General features: G+C 73.1%; 15 protein-coding genes and 1 pseudogene. 10 read left to right on the top strand and 6 right to left on the bottom strand.

Translation table 11 applies throughout. The features are described 5' to 3' along the window. Positions 1 to 318: 318 nt before the first annotated feature. From WMF12_RS18285 to WMF12_RS18265, 5 genes are all read left to right on the top strand, one after another. Entirely contained in the window at positions 319 to 645 is a 327-nt protein-coding gene (locus WMF12_RS18285) for a hypothetical protein (protein WP_437872840.1), read from the top strand. Positions 646 to 791: 146 nt separating this feature from the next. Next, on the top strand, positions 792 to 1,649 hold the full coding sequence (bufB, locus tag WMF12_RS18280) for an MNIO family bufferin maturase (RefSeq protein WP_437872839.1): 858 nt from the start codon (positions 792 to 794) through the stop codon (positions 1,647 to 1,649). Then, positions 1,633 to 2,538, top strand: coding sequence for an HvfC/BufC family peptide modification chaperone (locus WMF12_RS18275; protein ID WP_437872838.1), 906 nt, complete (start codon positions 1,633 to 1,635; stop codon positions 2,536 to 2,538). Before bufB ends, WMF12_RS18275 begins: the two co-directional genes overlap by 17 nt. A 9-nt stretch (positions 2,539 to 2,547) precedes the next feature. Next, positions 2,548 to 2,979, top strand: a complete 432-nt coding sequence (locus tag WMF12_RS18270; protein WP_437872837.1) for a secondary thiamine-phosphate synthase enzyme YjbQ — start codon at positions 2,548 to 2,550, stop codon at positions 2,977 to 2,979. Positions 2,980 to 3,156: 177 nt separating this feature from the next. Then, a complete protein-coding gene (locus WMF12_RS18265) occupies positions 3,157 to 3,906 on the top strand; it encodes a lysophospholipid acyltransferase family protein (protein ID WP_437746926.1) in 750 nt (249 codons plus the stop codon). Between the two features lie 119 nt (positions 3,907 to 4,025). Here the strand turns inward: WMF12_RS18265 and WMF12_RS18260 are convergent, their stop codons facing one another. Next, positions 4,026 to 4,889, bottom strand: a complete 864-nt coding sequence (locus tag WMF12_RS18260) for an SGNH/GDSL hydrolase family protein (protein WP_437872835.1) — start codon at positions 4,887 to 4,889, stop codon at positions 4,026 to 4,028. Between the two features lie 113 nt (positions 4,890 to 5,002). Here WMF12_RS18260 and WMF12_RS18255 point away from each other — a divergent pair, with 113 nt between their 5' ends. Both WMF12_RS18255 and dut read left to right on the top strand, forming a co-directional pair. After that, entirely contained in the window at positions 5,003 to 6,382 is a 1,380-nt protein-coding gene (locus tag WMF12_RS18255) for a M50 family metallopeptidase (RefSeq protein WP_437872834.1), read from the top strand. A gap of 18 nt (positions 6,383 to 6,400) precedes the next feature. Further along, a complete protein-coding gene (dut, locus tag WMF12_RS18250; protein ID WP_437746923.1) occupies positions 6,401 to 6,856 on the top strand; it encodes a dUTP diphosphatase in 456 nt (151 codons plus the stop codon). A 6-nt stretch (positions 6,857 to 6,862) separates the two neighbouring features. Here the strand turns inward: dut and WMF12_RS18245 are convergent, their stop codons facing one another. Beyond that, positions 6,863 to 7,771 carry a LysR family transcriptional regulator gene (locus WMF12_RS18245; protein ID WP_437746922.1) on the bottom strand — a complete coding sequence of 303 codons (909 nt, stop codon included), beginning with the start codon at positions 7,769 to 7,771 and terminating at the stop codon, positions 6,863 to 6,865. 662 nt (positions 7,772 to 8,433) lie between these two features. Further along, positions 8,434 to 9,315 (bottom strand): annotated as a pseudogene (locus tag WMF12_RS18240) (serine/threonine-protein kinase); the annotation flags it as partial. Between the two features lie 233 nt (positions 9,316 to 9,548). On the opposite strand from WMF12_RS18240, the gene WMF12_RS18235 reads away from it, so the two are divergent. Then, a complete protein-coding gene (locus WMF12_RS18235) occupies positions 9,549 to 12,290 on the top strand; it encodes a phosphoenolpyruvate carboxylase (RefSeq protein WP_437746921.1) in 2,742 nt (913 codons plus the stop codon). A gap of 179 nt (positions 12,291 to 12,469) precedes the next feature. Next, positions 12,470 to 13,657, top strand: coding sequence for a 6-phosphofructokinase (locus WMF12_RS18230; RefSeq protein ID WP_437746920.1), 1,188 nt, complete (start codon positions 12,470 to 12,472; stop codon positions 13,655 to 13,657). Positions 13,658 to 13,726: 69 nt separating this feature from the next. Here the strand turns inward: WMF12_RS18230 and WMF12_RS18225 are convergent, their stop codons facing one another. From WMF12_RS18225 to WMF12_RS18215, 3 genes are all read right to left on the bottom strand, one after another. Then, complete coding sequence (locus WMF12_RS18225) at positions 13,727 to 14,605, bottom strand: NmrA/HSCARG family protein (protein WP_437872833.1); 879 nt, start codon at positions 14,603 to 14,605, stop codon at positions 13,727 to 13,729. Between the two features lie 142 nt (positions 14,606 to 14,747). After that, a complete protein-coding gene (locus WMF12_RS18220; RefSeq protein WP_437872832.1) occupies positions 14,748 to 15,755 on the bottom strand; it encodes an anion permease in 1,008 nt (335 codons plus the stop codon). Continuing rightward, a complete protein-coding gene (locus WMF12_RS18215) occupies positions 15,752 to 16,369 on the bottom strand; it encodes a DUF47 domain-containing protein (RefSeq protein WP_437872830.1) in 618 nt (205 codons plus the stop codon). Before WMF12_RS18215 ends, WMF12_RS18220 begins: the two co-directional genes overlap by 4 nt. A 123-nt stretch (positions 16,370 to 16,492) precedes the next feature. Here WMF12_RS18215 and WMF12_RS18210 point away from each other — a divergent pair, with 123 nt between their 5' ends. Next, positions 16,493 to 18,286 carry an ATP-binding protein gene (locus WMF12_RS18210; RefSeq protein ID WP_437872829.1) on the top strand — a complete coding sequence of 598 codons (1,794 nt, stop codon included), beginning with the start codon at positions 16,493 to 16,495 and terminating at the stop codon, positions 18,284 to 18,286. Positions 18,287 to 18,308: the final 22 nt, after the last annotated feature.

Raw genomic sequence — 18,308 nt, 5'->3', positions numbered from 1 at the left:
GCGCCGCGCTGGACGCTTTGTCTTGCGCCTGCCGTCCGAAGCGAGTTACGTCGTGCATGGAACGCTGCACGCTGGCCGCGCGCCCCAGCCGCAGAGGCTACGCCGCCGGACGCCGTGCACGCAGGGGGGGCTCGCGTGGGCGTGGAGGTCAACCCCGCTCACTTACGGGGAGTTGAATGAAGAATCAACGCGTCCGAAGTGAAACCGTGGAACCGGCCGGGCGTAGTGACGCGTAGCCGATGGGCTCAGCGCGGTCGAGAGGCCGGCGAGACCCGACGGGCTCCAGCGTGCGGGCGCGCCATTCTGGCGAGGCGCGCGGTGGGCTCGGTGATCGCGACGAAGACGAGCGTGGAGGATCAGATGACGATCGACATGGGCAAGACGTTGGCGTTGACGGCGGTGTCGGGCATGGTGGCGGGCCTCGCGGGCTGCGCCTCGTCGCCTCCGCCCGCGCCCGAGACGGGCGCCGCCCCCGCGGCCGATGCGCCTCCGGCCGCGGCGCCGGAGAACGCCGCGAAGGCGTGCTGTGCCGGCAAGAACGAGTGCAAGGGCAAGGGCGGCTGCAAGAGCGACAGCCACGCGTGCGCCGGCCAGAACGAGTGCAAGGGCAAGGGCGGCTGCAAGCCGGCCGACTGCTCGTCGTAGGTTCGGCGCGCCCGGCCCGGCGGAATCCGGCGGATCCGCCGGATCCGCTGGGCCGTCGGGCCATGCGACGCGGATCCGCCGGATCCGCTGGGCCATGAGGCGCCGCGGCGCATCCCTCCACCCCTGAGCAAGGCTCGCGGTGAACCATGGTGAACCCCGAACGGATGCGGCTGGGACTCCCCGACCTCGGCGTCGGCGTCGGGCTGCGCATCCCGCACTACCGGCACATCTTCGAGCACCGGCCCCCGGTCGACTGGTTCGAGATCATCAGCGAGAACTTCATGGTGGACGGCGGCATGCCGATCGCCAACCTCGAGCGCGTCCTCTCGAGCTACCGCCTCGTCCAGCACGGCGTCTCGTTGTCGATCGGCAGCACGGATCCGCTCGATTTCGACTACCTGCGCCGGCTGAAGGCGCTGCTCGCCAGGGTGGGCTCGCCCTGGGTGAGCGATCACCTGTGCTGGACGGGCGCGCACGGGATCAACCTGCACGACCTGCTCCCCTTGCCGTACACCGACGAGGCCGTGCGGCACGTCGCGGCGCGGGCGCGGGTGGTGCAGGACTTCCTCGAGGTCCGGCTCGCGCTCGAGAACGTGTCGAGCTACCTGACCTTCACGGCCAGCCGGATGAGCGAGTGGGAGTTCCTCTCGGCGGTCGCGGAGGAGGCCGACTGCGGCATCCTGCTCGACGTCAACAACGTCTACGTCTCCTCGTACAACCACGGCTTCGATCCGGAGGCCTACATCGACGGCGTGCCGCACCACCGGATCGTGCAGTTCCACCTCGCCGGCCACACGCACCAGGGCGCGTACATCCTCGACACCCACAGCGATCACGTGGTCGACGCCGTGTGGGCGCTCTACCGGCGCGCGGTCGCCCGCGCCGGCGACGTCTCGACGCTGATCGAGTGGGACGACGACATCCCCTCGTTCGAGGTCCTCGCCGCCGAGGCGGAGAAGGCGCGGGCGATCCGGCAGGAGGTGGCGCGTGCGCGCGCCGCCTGACCCCGCGCCCCCGGCCGGCCTCGCCGCCCTGATGGGCCAGCTCACCCGCATGTTCACGGCCGGCGCGCCGCTCCCGGACGACGCCGAGCTCGCCGGCCTGTGCCGCGAGCACGTCGCCGGGAGCGAGCGGCTCGCGCCCGCCGAGCAGGCCGACATCTACCGGCGGCAGTTCTGGCTGCGGCACAGGGACGCGCTCCGCGAGGACTACCCCGCGCTGGCGCACGTCCTCGGCGACGACGGCTTCGACGCGTTCGCGAGGGCCTACCTCGCGGCGCACCCGCCCGCGAGCTTCACGCTGCGCGACCTCGGGCGATACGTCGCCGATTTCGCGGGCGCCCACGAGGGGTTCCCCCCTGCCCTGCGGGATCTCGCGCGCGACGTGGCGCGGTACGAGCACGCCCTCGTCGATCTGTTCGACGGCGCCTCGCCCCCTCCGCTCGATCCGGCGAAGGTGACGGGCATGCCGGCGGACGGCTGGTCCACCGCCAGGATCGTCCTTCACCCGCTGCTCGCGCTGGTGCGGCTCGGCCACCCGGCGCACGTCCTCCGGAGCGAGCTCAAGCAGGGCCGGTCGCCCGCGCTGCCCGCGCCCCGCCCCGTCCGCCTCGCCGTGTTCCGCGGCGCCGATCTCACGATCCGCTTCGAGGAGCTCGAGCCGCCGGCGTTCGCCCTCCTCGAAGCGCTCGGGCGGGGCGTACCGCTCGTCCCGGCGTGTGAAGAGGTGGCGGCCGGAGCCCACGGAGCGGAGGCCTGCGGCGACGAGACGACGGGCGGCGGAGAGGGGGCGGGCGCGGCGCTGGCCGAGCGCGTCGGCGTGTGGTTCCAGCGATGGACGAGCTGGGGGCTCATCGTCGACGTCGTGCCGGGCGCCCGCGCTGAAGGCGGCTAAGATGGCGCGGTGACCACCATCGTCCAGCGCACGCTCGAGATCCGCACGAACGGCCGGGGTTTCGTCGACATCACGCGCGAGGTCGCGCGCGTCGTCGCCGGCGCGGGCGTCGACGTCGGGCTCTGCGCCGTGTTCCTGCAGCACACGTCCGCGAGCCTCATCCTCCAGGAAAACGCCGATCCGGCCGTCCTCCGCGACCTGGAGCGCTGGATGTCCCGCCTCGCCCCGGAGGGCCGCGAGTACGAGCACGACGACGAGGGCCCCGACGACATGCCGGGCCACCTCAGGAGCGCCATCACCCGCTCGAGCGAGGTGATCCCGATCTCCGGCGGCCGCCTCGCGCTCGGGACCTGGCAAGCCCTGTATGTCTGGGAGCACCGTAGTTCTCCCCACGCGCGCCGTGTGGTAGTGACCGTGACCGGCACCACAGCCGGGGGTTGAGTGGTATACTTTGCGGCGTTCGCGTACGGACGAGCAGTGGACGAGTGCTGGATGAGCCCTGGATGAGCTCGGCGCCCCTCGGGGGCCGCTTGCCCGCCGCGTACGGCAGGGCCTGATCGGTCGCCAGCGCGCCACGCGATCCCCTCACCTTTCAGCGGAACCAGCGGGAAGAGAGCGATGAGCCTTCAGACGACGTTCATGGGAATCTTCGACACTGCCCGGATCTGCTTTCCGACCGTGGTGGACGCGATGATCGGGCGTGTGACCCTCGAGCGCTGCGATGAGCGGCTGGACTGGTGGGCGCGCAAGGTGCTCGAGGACGCGGACGTGGATCTGGTGGTGCGCGGGCGCGAGCACGCCTCGGGCGCGCGGCCGTTCGTCGTGATGTCGAACCACCAGAGCCTCTTCGACATCCCGGTGGTGTTCCGCGCGATCCCCGGGCGGCTCCGGATGATCGCCAAGAAGGAGCTGTTCAACGTGCCGATCTTCGGCCAGGCGATGAAGGCGGCGGGGTTCATCCGGATCAACCGGAGCGATCACGTCCAGGCCAGCGCGAGCCTGCAGGTGGGCGCGTCCATGCTGCAGGACGGGACCCGGGTCTGGATCGCGCCGGAGGGGACGCGGAGCAAGACCGGCGCGCTCCTCCCGTTCAAGAGCGGCGGCTTCCGGATGGCGATCGAGACCAACACGCCCATCCTCCCGGTGGCGATCGACGGCACACGGCACGTGCTCCGGGCCAAGGATTTCGTGGTGCAGGAGCACCACCGGGTGGTGGTCACGATCATGCCGCCGATCGATCCGGCGCCCTACGGCGCCGGGGGCCGCAACCGGCTGATGCGGGACGTGAGGGCGGCGATCGCAGGGGCGCTCGGCCACGATCCTGGGCTGGTCCACCGCGGCGCGGGCGTCGCGACGTCGGCGGCGTAGGGCATCGACCGGTGGGGGTACTTGGCCGAAGGTGATGTTTTTGGGCGTCTTTGGGCGCCTTGGCGGTTCCATGATTCCGGCAGGGCGGAGGAATTCCCCCGTCGGCCGTTCAGCTCGGATCACTCCGACCGCCGCTCCGACACCTGTTCGCCCGGCTTGGCCGCGCTCTCCGGGGCCTCCGCCCGGGAGCGGTGCTCCTCCGGCGGAGACGGCCGGAGCGCCCAGGGGCCGCGCGCCAGCGCCGCCCCGCCTTGGTCCCCGCCGGCCGGGAGGTGCTCCGCCGTGAGCCAGCTCCAGAAGGCCTCGGCCCAGCGCGCGCCGCCGACCTCGTTCGGGTGGATCTTGTCCTTCTGGCGCGGGAGGGGGCCCGGCACCAGCGCGTCGGAGTCGAAGAAGCGGCACGGGGCCGAGTTCGTCCGGATCACGTCGATGATGCCGGTGTCCTTGCGCCAGAGCGGCGGCGACACCCACACGCACGGACGACCGCCGATCGCCTTGACGATGCGGCGGATCGCGCCGGCGTGGGCCGGCGGGTTGACGTTCTCCACCTCGTTGGCGCCCAGGCTGATGATCACGAGGTCCGGCTGGTAGTTCGCGACCAGGAGCTCCATCCTGGAAGCCCACGTCACCGTGTACGAGCTGGTCTCTGCCTTCACCGCGTAGCGCACGCGGTGCTCCTGCATCCTCGGGCGGAGCGCCTGCGCGAAGCCCGCCACCGCGAACGAGTCGCCGACGTGGAGGACCGCCGTGTTGGGCGGAACCGCAAACTCGGGGGGCGCGGCGGCCAGCGGCGCGGCAGCGGCCTCGACCGGCGCGGAGGCCTCGGGCGGGCGGGCGGCGGCCGGCGCGGAGGCCTCCGACGACGGCGCGGGCGTCGGCACGGCCCCGGGGGATGGCGCGGGCGCCGGTGCGGCGCCGCACGCCATGCCCGCCGCGGCAACCCCGGCGAGCGCCCATCTCCTGACCCGGATCTCCCTGCCCATGCTCGCTCCCGGCGCCGCGTCCGCGCGGCCGCGTGCGCGGCGCGCACTCTACGGCCGGCCGCGTCCGCACGGCAATCATTGAGCGAACGGCCCGCACGGCTTATTACATGCGCATGAGCTTCCGTCTGTTTGGAGTCTCGGTCGACGTCCAGCTCGGGTTCTGGCTCTCCGCCGCCTTGCTCGGGTACGGAATCCTGGCCAGTCAGCAGTACCAGCTGTTCCTCGTCTGGATCCTCGTGGTCTTCCTGTCGGTCCTGATGCACGAGTTCGGCCACGCGCTCGCCATCAAGCGGCACCGGATCGAGCCGGAGATCACGCTCCACTTCATGGGCGGGACCACGACATGGCGCTCGCTCCTGCCCCTCGGGCGGCTCCAGCACGTGCTGATCAGCCTGGCAGGCCCCTTCGCCGGCTTCCTCGTCGCCGGGGTCCTCCACCTCGTGCTCAGCTATGTGCCGGCGCTCTACGCCCTCCCGACGCTGGTGCTGAACGGGATGGAGATGCTCATCAAGGTCAACGTGTGGTGGGGCGTCCTCAACCTGATCCCCGTGCTCCCGTTCGACGGCGGCCACGTCCTCGAGCACGCGCTCGGCCCTCGGCGAGCCCGGCTGACGGCGGCCATCTCGGGCATCGCCGCCGTGATCCTCGCCATCTTCTTCCTGAGGGCGGGGTTCTTCTTCTTCTCGTTCATCCTCGTCATGTCCGCGTTCCAGAGCCTGCAGCGGTTCCGCAGCGAGCCGGCGGCGCCGTCGCCCTCCGTGAACCGCCGGCGAGCGGAGTTCCAGGAGGAGTCGATGCCGCCCGAGACGGCCGTCCTGCTCCAGCGGTCGCGCCGGGCCGTGGAGGACGAGCGGACGGGCGAGGCGATGGCGCTCTCGGCGGAGGTGCTCGCGCAGTCGCCGGCGCCGCCGAAGCGCGCGCTCCGGGAGGCGCACGAGCTCATCGGCTGGTCGCACCTGCTCCTCGGCGACGCGAAGCGCGCGGGGGAAGCGCTCGCGCAGGCGCGCAAGCAGGGCGAGCCCGACCCGGCGCTGGTCGGCGCGATTCACCTCGCGCTCGGGGAGCTGAAGCAGGCGCGGAAGGTGCTCGAGGCGGCCCGGGAGGCCGGCGACGACCGGAAGGAGGTCGCGGGCCCGCTGATCCGGGTGCTCGTGGAGCAGGGCGAGGCGGCGCGGGCCGCGGCCGTGGCGCTGGACATCGTGGAGCAGCTCTCGGAGGACGACGCGCGGAGGATGGCGGAGATCGCGTTCGAGCGCGGCGCGTTCGACTGGTCGGCGCGGCTCTACGAGGCGATCTTCCGCCGCGTGGGCCTCGGCGAGGACGCGTACGGCGCGGCGCGCGCGAGCGCCAAGGACGGGAACCTCGAGGGGGCGCTCGATCTGCTCCGGCGCGCGGTGGAGGCCGGGTTCTCGGATCGGGCGCGGGCGTGGTCGGACTCGGCGCTCGAGGCGCTCCGGGGCTCGGCGCTCGAGGCGGTGCTGCCGCGCCCGTGACCGGCTAGGCTCCGCCGCGTGCGCATCCAGGTGCCTTTCCTCCGCGTGGGGCCGATCGAGGTCCCTCCCCCCGCCTACCAGTCCGAGGGAGCCGTCGGGCTCGATCTCTGCGCGGCCATCGAGGCGCCGGTGACGCTCGCGCCCGGGGAGCGGAAGCTCGTGCCCACGGGCTACGCGGTCGCCCTCCCCGACGGTCACGAGGGGCAGGTGCGGCCGCGCTCGGGGCTCGCGCTGCACCACGGCGTCACCGTGCTGAACAGCCCCGGGACGATCGATCCGGACTACCGCGGGGAGATCAAGGTCGTCCTGATCAACCTCGGCGCAGCGCCGTTCACGGTGCACCGCGGCGATCGGATCGCCCAGCTCGTGATCTGCCCGGTCGCCCTCGCGGACGTGGTCCTGGTCCCCGCGCTCGCGCCGACGGCGCGCGGCGCGGGCGGCTACGGATCGACGGGCGTGCAGCGCGAGGAGTGACAGAGCTCACAGCGACCTGAGCTCGTCGATCAGGAAGCTCCACACCGCAGCGACGCGGGGGACGTCGCGCAGGGCGCGGTGGCCGACGAGCCAGAGATCGTCCGTGGGCCACTCCGCCGCGCTCGGCTCGAGCGCGCTCGCGAACCTCAGCGGCGCGAGGGCATGCACCTCCAGGTACGGCTCGGGGACCAGCAGGGCGCCGAGCCCGATCTCCGCGGCGGTGAGCTGCGAGACGAAGAAGCTCGTGCGCAGGGCGATCTCCGCCCCGGGGGCGTGGCGCGCGAGCCAGCGCGCCGCCGGGAAGCTGGTGAGGTCGCGATCCCAGGCGATCCACGGCACGGCGTCCCACGCCTCGACGGGGCCGGCGTGCTCCACGAGCTGCTCCGAGGCGGCGGCGACCCAGCGGGCCGACGCGAGCTTCGTCACGACGAGGTCGGCGCCCTCCGGCCGGATCGAGCGGAGGGCGAGGTCCGCCTCGTGCCGGGTGAGATCGAGCACGCGGACGGACGCGTCGAGCTCGACGCGGATCTTGGGGTGGAGGGCGCGGAGGCGCGGGAGCCTCCGGACCACGAACGAGTCGGCGAAGCCCGGCGCGACGCTGAGGCGCACGACGCCCTCGGCGTCGGCCTCGGCGCCCGAGGCGTCGCGCGCGAGGCGCCGGTGCGCGGCCTCCATCGCCTCGGCGGCGGGCAGGACGAGCTCGGCGACGCGCGTGGGGACGAGGCCGTCGCGGGTGCGGTCGAAGAGGCGCGCGCCGAGCGACGCCTCGAGCGCCGTCAAGCGGCGGCTGACGGTGGACGTGTCGAGGCCGAGGCGCGCGCCCGCCTGGCCCAGGCTCCCGTGCCGATGGACGGCGAGGAAGACGCGGACGTCGTCCCATCGCGTGTCGCCCAGGTCCTGCGGCTTTGCGGGCATGGGCTGCGCTAGCGGTCCGACGAGAACAGCCGGAACACCGCGATCCCGATGCCCAGGACCACGAGGCCCACCGCGACGTGGAAGAGCCCGATCGGGCCCACGCCGCCGATGGGGCCCACGCCGATGCGCTGGCCGCCGAAGAGCAGCGAGGCGGCCGCGAGATCGACGAGGGTGATGACGACGCCCGCGCCGGCGAGCCGCACCGGCAACGCGAACATCGCCATGAGCTCCCCGGTGCTCAGGCTGGGGCGCGCGGGCGCGCGATCCATCATCGGGGGCGGCAGCCGCGACGGCGAATAGGACGGCCGCGCGAAGGGCGCGGGCGCGGGAGGAGACCAGTCGAGCGCGAGCGGCACGACCGGCTCGGTGGGGAGGCTGTGCGGCTGCAAGCGGCCGCCGCCGCGCTCCGGCAGGTGGAGCTCCCGGGCCGTCGCCTCCGCGAACGCCGCCTGCGCCGCGAGGGCGGTGCCCTGGAGGAGATCCTGCGACCGCGTCGATCCCGGCGGCGAGGGCGATGCGGGCAACACCGAGGAGCGGACGCGGGCGGCGGCCGGCGCGTGGCTCCGGCTGGGCACCGCGATCGGCGGAGCGCTCCGCGGCAGCCCGAGCGCCTGCTCGACGTCGTCCCAGAACGCACCGATGTCCCGGAAGCGCTCGCGCGGATCCACGGCCAGCGCCCGCCGGAAGGCGGCCTCCAGCGCGTCGGGCACGAAGATGCCCTCGCTCCTCGGCGTGGGGCGGCGCTTCTCGTCGAGCACCGTGCCCATCATCGCCACGTGATCCCCGCCGATGATCTCGCGGCCGGCGAGCGCCTCGACGACGGTCACGGCGAGCCCCCAGACGTCGGTCCAGGGGCCCGTCTTGCCGAAGCGCTTCGGCGCCCACTGCTCGGGCGCCCCGTAGGCGGGCGTGAACGCCGTCGAGAGGCCGCCCGACGTGGTGGCGGTCTGGCCGGCCATGACCGTCGCGGCGTCGCGGGCGCGGGCGATGCCGAAGTCGAGGATCTTGACGACCTCCGCGCCATGGATCTGGGCGAGGAAGATGTTCGCCGGCTTGAGATCGCGGTGGACCACGCACGTGGGGCCGCTCGGCCCGGGGAAATGGTGCGCCGCCTCGAGCGCGCGCGCGACCGGCGCGAGCAGCCGGATCACCTCCCCCGGCGCGAGCTGCGGCGCTCCCATCGCCGCGCGGGAGGCGATGTGGCTCGCGAGCGTGCGGCCCTCGAGCCACTCCAGCGCGATGAACGGCACGAAGGCGCCGGTCGCGGCCGAGATCACGTCGTGGTGCAGCGGCCTGACGACGGCAGGGATCGCGGCCGATAGCCGGAACAAAAGTTCCGCTTCCTCACGAAATTTTTCAAGAAACTGCACGCGCAGCTGCTCGGGCAGCGTCGCCGGGACCTTGAGGCACTTCAGCGCGACCGGCGCTCGAAACGCCTCGTGGTACGCCCGATAGACGACGCCGAACCCACCTTCGGCGACGACCCGCTCTACCTTGAACGCCCCCTGGGTCGTGCCGACGATCCCGAACACGTCATCGGCCATCCGCCCGAGGGTACACGAGCTCGACGAGGCTTCGAAAGGGCGCGGATGAACGGGCGATGCACGGACCGTGCTCGCACCACCGCCCACCCGCCCAGGCCCCGAGGCGCGCCACCCGCCCAGGCCCCGAGGCGCGCCACCTGCCCCGGCGCCGCCACACCCCCGGCGCCACCGACCGTCCGCCCAGGCCACACTCGGTGGTCCGTTTTACGCCGCATCGCGCTACGCTGGCCGCCATGCCGCCGCGCCGCCGTGAGGTCGATCGACCTCTTCGCAAAGAAGTTCGCCTGCTTGGACGCCTGCTCGGGGAAGTGTTGATCGAGCAGGAGGGAGAAGAGCTCTTCGCCATCGAAGAGCGCATCCGCACGCTCGCCATCCGCCGGCGCCGCGGCCCCAGCGACGGGCGCGCGCACGCGGCCGCGGAGCTCAGCAAGCTGCTCGCGGAGCTGCCCCACGATCGCCTCGAGCCCGTCATCCGGGCGTTCACCGTCTACTTCCGGCTCGTCAACCTCGCGGAGCAGCACCACCGCATCCGCCGCGCGCGCGCGTACGCGACGGATCCCGGAGCGCGGCCGCAGCGCGGCTCGCTCGAGGCCGCGATGCACACGCTCAAGAAGGCCGGCGTCCCCGCGGAGCGCGTGCGCGCCGCGCTCAGGACGCTCGACGTCACGCTCACCTTCACCGCGCACCCGACCGAGGCGGCGCGGCGCACCGTCCTCGAGAAGCTCTACCGCATCGCGAGGAACCTCGAGGAGCGCGATCGCTGCAAGCTGACGCCCGACGAGTCGGCGAGTAAGCTCGCCCAGATCCGCGAGGAGATCACCGCGCTCTGGCAGACCGACGAGGTGCGCCGCGATCGCCCCACCGTCGGCGATGAGGTGAAGAACGTCGCCTGGTACATCGAGGAGATCCTCTGGGATCTGCTCCCCGACCTGCCCGCGGCGATCGGGCGCGCGTTCGAGGCCGCGTACGGCGAGCCGCTGGACGCCGAGATCGTGCCGCTCCGGATCCACTCGTGGGTCGGCGCCGACATGGATGGCAACCCGTTCGTCGTGCCCGCCGTGCTCGAGGACGCGCTGTTCGCCTACCGGACCCGCGGGCTGCGCCGGCTCATCCGGGCGGCGCGCGACCTCGGCGGCGCGCTGTCGCAGTCGGTCCGGCACGTCACGCCGCCGCCCTGGCTGCTCGCCTCGATCGAGGAGGACGCCGCCGCGATGCCCGAGGTGGCCGCGCACTTCGGCCCGCGCACCGAGGGCGAGCCGTGGCGCCGCAAGCTGCACTTCATCGAGGCGCGCCTCACCGCCACGCTCGAGCACGCGGAGCACGGCCGCGCCGAGGCGCGCGCGCGCTCCGGGCAGGGCCCCACGCGCGAGGGGCGCGCCTTCGTGCGCCCGGAGGAGCCGACGCTGGCGGTCCCCTACCGCGAGCCCGCGGAGCTCGAGCGCGACCTCGCGGTCGTCGCGGACAGCCTGCGCGCCGCGCGCTGCGCGAGCTCGGGCGAGCGGCGCGCTCGGGCGCTGCTCTCGCAGGTGCGCGCGCTCGGCTTCGCGCTCGCGGAGCTCGAGATGCGCGCGCCGGCCGAGGACGCGCGCGCCGCGGCGCAGAGCCTCGCGGAGGGCCGCGTCGAGCCGGCGCAGATGACGCCCGAGGGGCGCCGCGTGTTCGAGGCGCTCCAGCGCATCGCCGCGGCGCAGCGCGACGGCGGAGAGTCGTCCTGCCGCACGCTCATCCTGTCGATGACCCAGAGCGAGCACGACGTGCTCGCCGCGCTCGCGAGCGCGAAGGCCGCAGGGCTGTGGGACGAGGCGCGCTCGTGCGCGCGGATCGACGTCGTCCCGCTGTTCGAGTCGCTCGGCGCGCTGAACGACAGCGCGAGGATCCTGCGCGCGCTGCTCGCGCACCCGGAGTACCGGCCGCACGTCCTCGCCCGCGGCGTGCAGGAGGTGATGATCGGCTACAGCGACTCCGGCAAGGAGGTCGGCCTGCTCGCGGCGAGCGCGGCGCTCCGGCGCGTGCAGGAGACGCTGCCGAAGATCGCCGCGGAGGCGGAGCTGCCGCTCCGCGTCTTCCACGGCCGCGGCGAGTCGGTGGCGCGCGGCGGCGGACCGGCGCACCAGGCGCTGCTCGCCCTGCCGGCCGGCAGCGTCGGCGGCCGCTACAAGGCGACCGAGCAGGGAGAGGCGCTCGACCACAAGTACGCGCGCCCCGAGCTCGCGATGCGCACGCTGGAGATCATGCTGAGCGGCGTGCTCCTGCACACCCTGGGCGCGCAGCCGCGGCCGCCCACCGCGTCCGAGCTGCGCTACGCCGCTGCGTTCGACGAGCTCGCCGAGACGGGCCGGCGCGCCTACCGCGCGCTCGTCTGGGAGGAGCCCAAGTTCGTGGAGTTCTTCACGGCCGTGACCCCGATCGACGAGATCGCGCGCCTGCCGCTCGGCTCGCGCCCGAGCAAGCGGCGCGCGGGCGGCCTGGAGTCGCTGCGCGCGATCCCGTGGGTCTTCGCGTGGACGCAGAACCGGGCCATCCTCCCGGGGTGGTACGGCGTCGGCAGCGGCCTGGAGGCGATGGGCCAGCGCCCCGAGGGCGCGGAGCTGCTGAAGGAGATGATGGCGTCGTGGCCGTTCTTCCGGGCGGTCATCGACAACGTCGAGATGGTGCTCGCGAAGGCCGACATGACGATCTTCGCGGGCTACGCGGAGCTCGCGCCGGCCGCCGCGCGCAAGGCGGTCGCGCCGCGGATCATCGCGGAATACAAGCGGACGCGGTCGTGGCTCAAGCGGCTCACGGGCAACCGGCGGCTGCTCGAGGGCAACCCGACGCTCCAGCGGTCCATCTCGCTGCGCAATCCTTACGTCGACCCCCTTTCATTCCTGCAAGTCGAGCTCCTGCGGGCGAGCCGCGGCGGCGACTCGGGGCGCGATCGCTCGCTCCTGCTCACGCTGAACGGCATCGCCGCCGGCATGCGCAACACGGGGTGAACGGCGCGCCCTCGACGCCACGCGCTCGCTCGACGCCGCGCGGAGCGCCACGCGGCGCGGCGCGCTCGCTCGACGCCGCGCGGCGCTGTCGTCCAACGCCGGGCGTCGTCAAACAACGAGTGCGAACGTGTGACAATCGCTCAGCCAACCTCGTCGTCGCGTGGTAGAAGGCCGGCGCCATGACCAGCATCGTCGAGTTCGGACGTCCCGACACCCTCCCGGCATCGGACAAGCGCCTGCTGCTCGTCTTCGACGGCGGCAACGCCCCTGGCTACTCCTCGGTCGCCGTCGCGCTGACCGAGGAGGCGGCGCGGCGAGGCTACGAGGTGTGGGCCGCGACCGAGGGCTTCCGCTCCCTGACCGCGGACGCGCGCGCCCAGCCCCAGTTCGAGCGCCTCATCATGAGCCGCCGCCAGCGCTACGATCTGCTCGCGCAGGGCATCCCTGCGCGCTCGATGGGGCGGCGTGTGCTCGACGCGGGCAGCGATTTCCGCAGCGAGCGCTACTCCGGCTTCCTCGATCGCGAGAAGCGCAAGCAGGCCGCCGCGACCTTCAAGGCGCAGGGGTTCACGCACCTCATCTGCGTCGGCGGCAACGGCACGTTCGAGGGCATCAAGGCGTGGCTCGACGAGTTCGAGGTGCGCCCGCAGGCCGGCTTCGTGAACGTCTCCATCGACAACGATCTGGAGGGCGATCGCGCGATCGGCTTCCTGTCCGGCGTGGAGACGGGCGCGACCATCGCGCGCGGGCTCTACGAGGACGCTTATACGCACAAGCGCATCTACATCCTCGAGATGATGGGCAATCGCAGCGGGCGGCACGCGCTGCACTGCGCGGTCGCTGCCCGGGCGCACCTCATCGTGCTCCCCTTCTTCCGCTTCCCGCAGGACGTGCTGAGCGAGCTCGCCGACGGCCTCAAGCGCGCCGACTACGCGCTCGTGATCGTCGCCGAGGGCTACGAGGCCGAGCGCCGCCGCAAGGAGCACCCCGGCATGTCGGCGAGCGACTACCTGAAGATGCAGCTCGAGGGCGCGGGGCTCCGCGACTCGCCGGACAAGCGCGTGATCGCGGAGCCGTTCAGCCGGTACATCCGCGGGATCCGCCCCGCCTTCCTCGACGTCTCGGCCGCCTTCCTCAAGGGGTCGCTGCTGCTCGCGGCCTTCGACGAGGGGCGCACCGAGGTGATGCCGTACGTGCTCGCCGCGAACGACGTCGGCGTGCTCGACTTCGCCTCCGTGCGCCGCGAGGACGGCGTGGAGCGGGCGTTCCTGCCGCTGCTCGACCGGCTCGACCTGAGCCGCTTCAAGACCTGGATCCTCGACCACTTCATCAGCCTCGGGGCGGCCCGACCGAGCCGCGCTCCGTAGCACGTCGGATGAGCTCCGCGCGCGGGCCGGGTGGACCACGCGCCGGATCGACGCGGCGCCCTCGCAGGCTCACGCGACCGCTCGGGTCAGCGTGCCCGCGAGGTGCTCGCGCGCCCAGTCCTCGAAGCGCCGCCACCCGACCTCCGGGTAGGCGGCGTGGAGCGCCCCGAGGTCCACGCCGTGACCGCCGCGCGTGAGCCAGCGGAACATGGCCGCGAGGTCCTCGCTGCGCGCGCGCACCTCGGCGAGCGGCACCTCGGCGTAGCGGATCTCGCGGCCGGCCACGCGGGACAGCGCCGAGACGGCCTCGGCGCCGGTGAGCTCGTCGGACGCGAGCTCGATCCGGTGCCCGAGGAAGTCGCGCCGGCGCTCGAGCACGAGCGCCGCGAAGCGCCCCACGTCGTCGGCCGCGATCTGCTGTAGCGGGCAGCCCGCCGGGAGCGGGGCGGCGTACACGCCGCGCCGGAGGCCGAGGAGCGCCGCGGGCGTGAGCAGGTTCTCCATCAGGCACACCGGGGCGAGGATCGTGCAAGGGACGCCGAGCGCGGTGATGTGCCGCTCGACGGTCGCCTTGCTCTCGAAATGGGGGACGCCCGTGCCCCGGTCGGCGCTCGCGACCGAGGTGTAGACGAGGTGCGCGCCGCCCGCGGCGCTCGCGCCCTCGGCGGCGGCGAGGCCGAGCCGCAGCTCCGCCTCGACGGCCGCGAGCCCGCCCTCGATCGGCGAGCCCATGGCGAAGACCGCGTCGACGCCGGCCGCCGCGCGCGCGATCGAGCGGGGCTCGTCGGCGCTGCCCTGGACGACCTCGACGCCGAGCTCGATGAGCCGCGCCGCGCTCGGATCGCCAGGCCTGGCGGAGAACGCCCGCACGCGGTGCCCGCGGGCGAGCAAGGCCCGCGCGACCGCCCCTCCCGGCGCCACCGTCGCCCCCGTCACGAGCGCCCGCATGGTCGCGTTATGGAGATCGGCGGCGCGCTTGGTAAGTCCCAGGGCGGGCCGCGCGAGCGCCGCCGCCTGGCGCGCGAGCGAGGCGCTTGCTCGCCTGCATGGCGTCACGCCGCGCGGCGCGGCGCCGCGCTCGCCTGCCCGGTCAGGGCTGGCCGCTGATGACGCTCGCGATGGTGTAGGCGACCGCGGCGAGGGCGGCCGAGGCGGGGATCGTGAAGATCCAGGCCCAGACGATGCGCCCGGCGACGCCCCAGCGGACCGCGGAGAGGCGCCCGCTCGTGGCGCCGACGCCGACGATCGCGCCCGTGATCGTGTGGGTCGTGCTCACGGGGATGCCGAGCGCCGTGGCGCTGAACAGCGTCGCCGCGCCGGCCGTCTCGGCCGCGAAGCCGCCCACCGGCTTCAGCTTCGTGATCTTCATCCCCATGGTCTTCACGATGCGCCAGCCGCCGGAGAGCGTGCCGAGGCCCATCGCCGCGTGGCAGACGAGCACGACCCAGAGCATCGGCTCCGGATCCTTGCCGCCCTCCTGGAGTCCCGCGGAGATGAGGAGCGCCGTGATGATGCCCATCGTCTTCTGGGCGTCGTTGCCGCCGTGCCCGAGCGAGTAGGCGGCCGCGGAGAGCAGCTGCAGCCGCCGGAACCGGGAGCTCACCTTCCCGGGCGTCCAGCCCCGCGCGAGCCACCGGATGGCGTGCATGAGCGAGAACCCGATGACCGCGCCGAGCAAGGGCGACACAAGGATGAACGCCGCCGTCTTGCCGAAGACCGTCGCGTCGAGCACCGACAGCCGCCCCGCGCTCTTCACCGCGGCCCCGGCGAACGCGCCCATGAGCGCGTGCGACGACGACGACGGCAGCCCCCACCACCACGTGAGCAGGTTCCAGATGATCGCGCCGAGCAGGCCGCCCAGGATGACGTTCGGCGTGATGAACCCCGGCTCGACGCCCTTCGCGATGTTCCGCGCCACCGTGGGCTCGAACAGCGCGAACGCGATGAAGTTGAAGGCGGCTGCCCAGAGCACCGCGGTGCGCGGCGACAGGACGCGCGTCGAGACGACCGTGGCGATCGAGTTCGCGGCGTCGTGAAAGCCGTTGATGTAATCAAACACCAGCGCGATGATGAGGATGGCGAGGATGTAGGTCGTCATGCGTGCTCGAGCACGATGCCCTCGATGATGTTCGCGACGTCCTCGCAGCGGTCGGTCGCGTGCTCCAGGAGGTCATAGATGTCACGCCACTTCATCACGAGGAGCGGGTCGTTCCCCTTCTTGAAGAGCGCCGCCAACCCGTTGCGGTAGTGCGCATCCGCCGCGTTCTCGATCTTGTTGATCTCGACGCAGAGCTCGAGGAGGTTCGGCTGTTTCTTCAGGTCCCTGAGCGACTGGATGGCGGAGCTCATGACGGTGCACGCGTCGACGACATCCTGCGCGAGCAGCCGCGCGTCCGGCAGGGCGCTGGTGATCTCGAAGAGCACGAGCCTCACGCTCGCCGCCTCGATGCAGTCGAGCACGTCGTCGAGGCGGGTGATGAGCGCGTGGATCTCCTCACGATCGAGCGGCGTGATCCACGTCTGGTGGAGGGCGGCCAGGCACTCGTGGGTGATCTTGTCGGCCTCGTCCTCGAGGTCGGAGATCCGCTGCACCAGGGCCGGGGCGTCGTCGAGCCGGTCGAGCATCTCCAGGAGGAGCTCGCTCGCTGCGACGCTCTTTCGCGCATGGTTGGCCAGCGCGTCGAAGAAGACTGCGTCACGGGTCAATCCCATGGGGCCGGGCGTTTACCCGTCTCCCCGCATCACGTCAACGAGTCGTCATGGAACGGACAAAACCAGGTAACGTAAGGATCTTCGCCCACGTCGCGCGCGGCGTGAGCCCGGCACGCTGGTGACATGGGTATACGAAGCAAGCTCATCGCGTTCGCGGTGGGGATCGCGATCCTCGCGGCGTTGGTGTTCGACGGCTATGTCCTGAAGACGCTCGGGGCGCAGCTCTCGGCGCAGACCGAGGACGACCTGGCGACGCGGACGGCGCTCGTCACCGAGGTCGCCGCGAGGTCAGGAGACCTCGCGGCCGAGGCGCCCGCCCTCGCGACGGCGCTGTCGAAGATCGCCGGAGCGCGCGTCACGTTCATCGATCCGCAGGGCGCGGTGCGGGGCGACTCGTCGGTCGCGCCGGAGGGGCTCGGCCAGCTCGACACGCACGCGACGCGCGACGAGGTCGCCGACGCGCGGCACCAGGGCACGGGGCGCAGCGAGCGCGTGAGCAAGACGACGCGGATGCGGATGCTCTACGCCGCGCAGCGGCTCGATCGCCCGGACGGGCCGTGGGTGGTGCGGGTCGCGTTCGAGCCGGTCGCAATCGACCGCAGCCTGTCCGCCGCCCGCACGCGCGTGGTGGAGGGCACCCTCCTGGCCCTCGCGCTCGCCGTCGCCGCGGCGCTCGCCGGGGCGCGCGCCCTCTCCGGGCGGCTCGTCTACCTGACGGGCGTCGCGCGGGAGATGCGGGCCGACCTGGGCCGGCGCGCGCGCATGCAGGGGCACGACGAGATCGCCACGCTGGGCGGCGCGCTGGACGACCTCGCCGAGAGCCTGGAGGTGTCGCGGCGCGAGCTCGGGGGCGAGGGAGAGCGCTTCGGCGCGGTGCTCGAGTCGATGCGCGAGGGCGTGCTCGTCACGGACGAGAAGGGCGACATCACGCTGGTCAACCCGGCGCTCTCGCAGCTGCTCGGCATCCGCAGGGACCCGGTCGGCCGCCCGCCGCTCGAGGTGCTGCGCTCGTCGAGCCTGCACGAGCTGCTCGAGGAGGTCGCGCTCGCGCGCGCGGCGGCGACGCGCGAGATCGAGATCTCGCCCGCGGCGCCAGGCGTGGCCGGGCCTCCGGGGCGCAGGATCCTGCTCGTGAACGCCGCGCCGCTCGCGCTGCCGGCGCAGAGCCGCGGGGCGGCGGGGGTCGTCGCCGTCTTCTTCGACGTGACCGAGCTGCGGCGCATCGAGGGCCTGCAGCGCAACTTCATCGCCAACGCGTCGCACGAGCTGCGCACGCCGGTCGCGTCGATCCGCGCGAGCAGCGAGACGCTGCTCGGCGGCGCGCTCGACGACCCGGAGGCGGCGCGCGATTTCGTCGAGGTGATCGAGCGGAACGCGACCCGGCTGCACCGGCTCGTGGACGATCTGCTCGATCTGTCGCGCATCGAGGGCGGCGAGCGGCCGCTCTCGCCGGGCACGCTCGACCTCTCGGTGCAGGCCGAGGCGGCGGTGGCGCTCCTGCGCGGGCGCGCCATGGAGAGGGACACCGACGTGAAGATCGACGTGGCGCCGGGCACGCTCGTCGCGGCGGATCCGCGCGCGCTGGACCAGATCTTGACCAACCTCGTCGACAACGCGATCCATCACACGCCGAACGGCTCGCACGTGGTGGTGCGCGCGCGGGCCGCGAACGGGCGCGTCGTCCTGGAGGTCGAGGACGACGGTCCGGGCATCCCTGCGGCGCACCAGGCCCGCGTCTTCGATCGGTTCTACCGGGTGGATCCGGGCCGCTCTCGCGCGTCGGGCGGCACCGGGCTCGGCCTGTCCATCGCGAAGCACCTCGTCGAGGCGATGAGCGGCGACATCACGGTGACGACCGGCGCGGCCGGCGGCGCGCTCTTCCGGATCACGCTGCCGACCGGCGCCCAGAAGAAGTAGGCTCGGCGGCGCTGGAGCCGGC

Source organism: Sorangium sp. So ce363, assembly GCF_051520435.1.
GTDB classification, from domain to species: Bacteria; Myxococcota_A; Polyangia; order Polyangiales; family Polyangiaceae; genus Sorangium; species Sorangium cellulosum_B.
The sequence above is the reverse complement of the archived record's forward strand: the minus strand, read 5'-3'. Positions and strand labels throughout refer to the sequence as shown.

Excerpts from the sequence above, each read along its gene's own strand:
- WMF12_RS18255 (WP_437872834.1), top strand. The coding sequence starts at position 5,003 with ATGAGCTTCCGTCTGTTTGGAGTCTCGGTCGACGTCCAGCTCGGGTTC.
- WMF12_RS18210 (WP_437872829.1), top strand. The coding sequence starts at position 16,493 with ATGGGTATACGAAGCAAGCTCATCGCGTTCGCGGTGGGGATCGCGATC.
- WMF12_RS18265 (WP_437746926.1), top strand. The coding sequence starts at position 3,157 with ATGAGCCTTCAGACGACGTTCATGGGAATCTTCGACACTGCCCGGATC.
- WMF12_RS18245 (WP_437746922.1), bottom strand. The coding sequence starts at position 7,771 with ATGCCCGCAAAGCCGCAGGACCTGGGCGACACGCGATGGGACGACGTC.
- WMF12_RS18230 (WP_437746920.1), top strand. The coding sequence starts at position 12,470 with ATGACCAGCATCGTCGAGTTCGGACGTCCCGACACCCTCCCGGCATCG.
- WMF12_RS18215 (WP_437872830.1), bottom strand. The coding sequence starts at position 16,369 with ATGGGATTGACCCGTGACGCAGTCTTCTTCGACGCGCTGGCCAACCAT.
- WMF12_RS18235 (WP_437746921.1), top strand. The coding sequence starts at position 9,549 with ATGCCGCCGCGCCGCCGTGAGGTCGATCGACCTCTTCGCAAAGAAGTT.
- WMF12_RS18225 (WP_437872833.1), bottom strand. The coding sequence starts at position 14,605 with ATGCGGGCGCTCGTGACGGGGGCGACGGTGGCGCCGGGAGGGGCGGTC.
- WMF12_RS18260 (WP_437872835.1), bottom strand. The coding sequence starts at position 4,889 with ATGGGCAGGGAGATCCGGGTCAGGAGATGGGCGCTCGCCGGGGTTGCC.
- bufB (WP_437872839.1), top strand. The coding sequence starts at position 792 with ATGGTGAACCCCGAACGGATGCGGCTGGGACTCCCCGACCTCGGCGTC.
- WMF12_RS18220 (WP_437872832.1), bottom strand. The coding sequence starts at position 15,755 with ATGACGACCTACATCCTCGCCATCCTCATCATCGCGCTGGTGTTTGAT.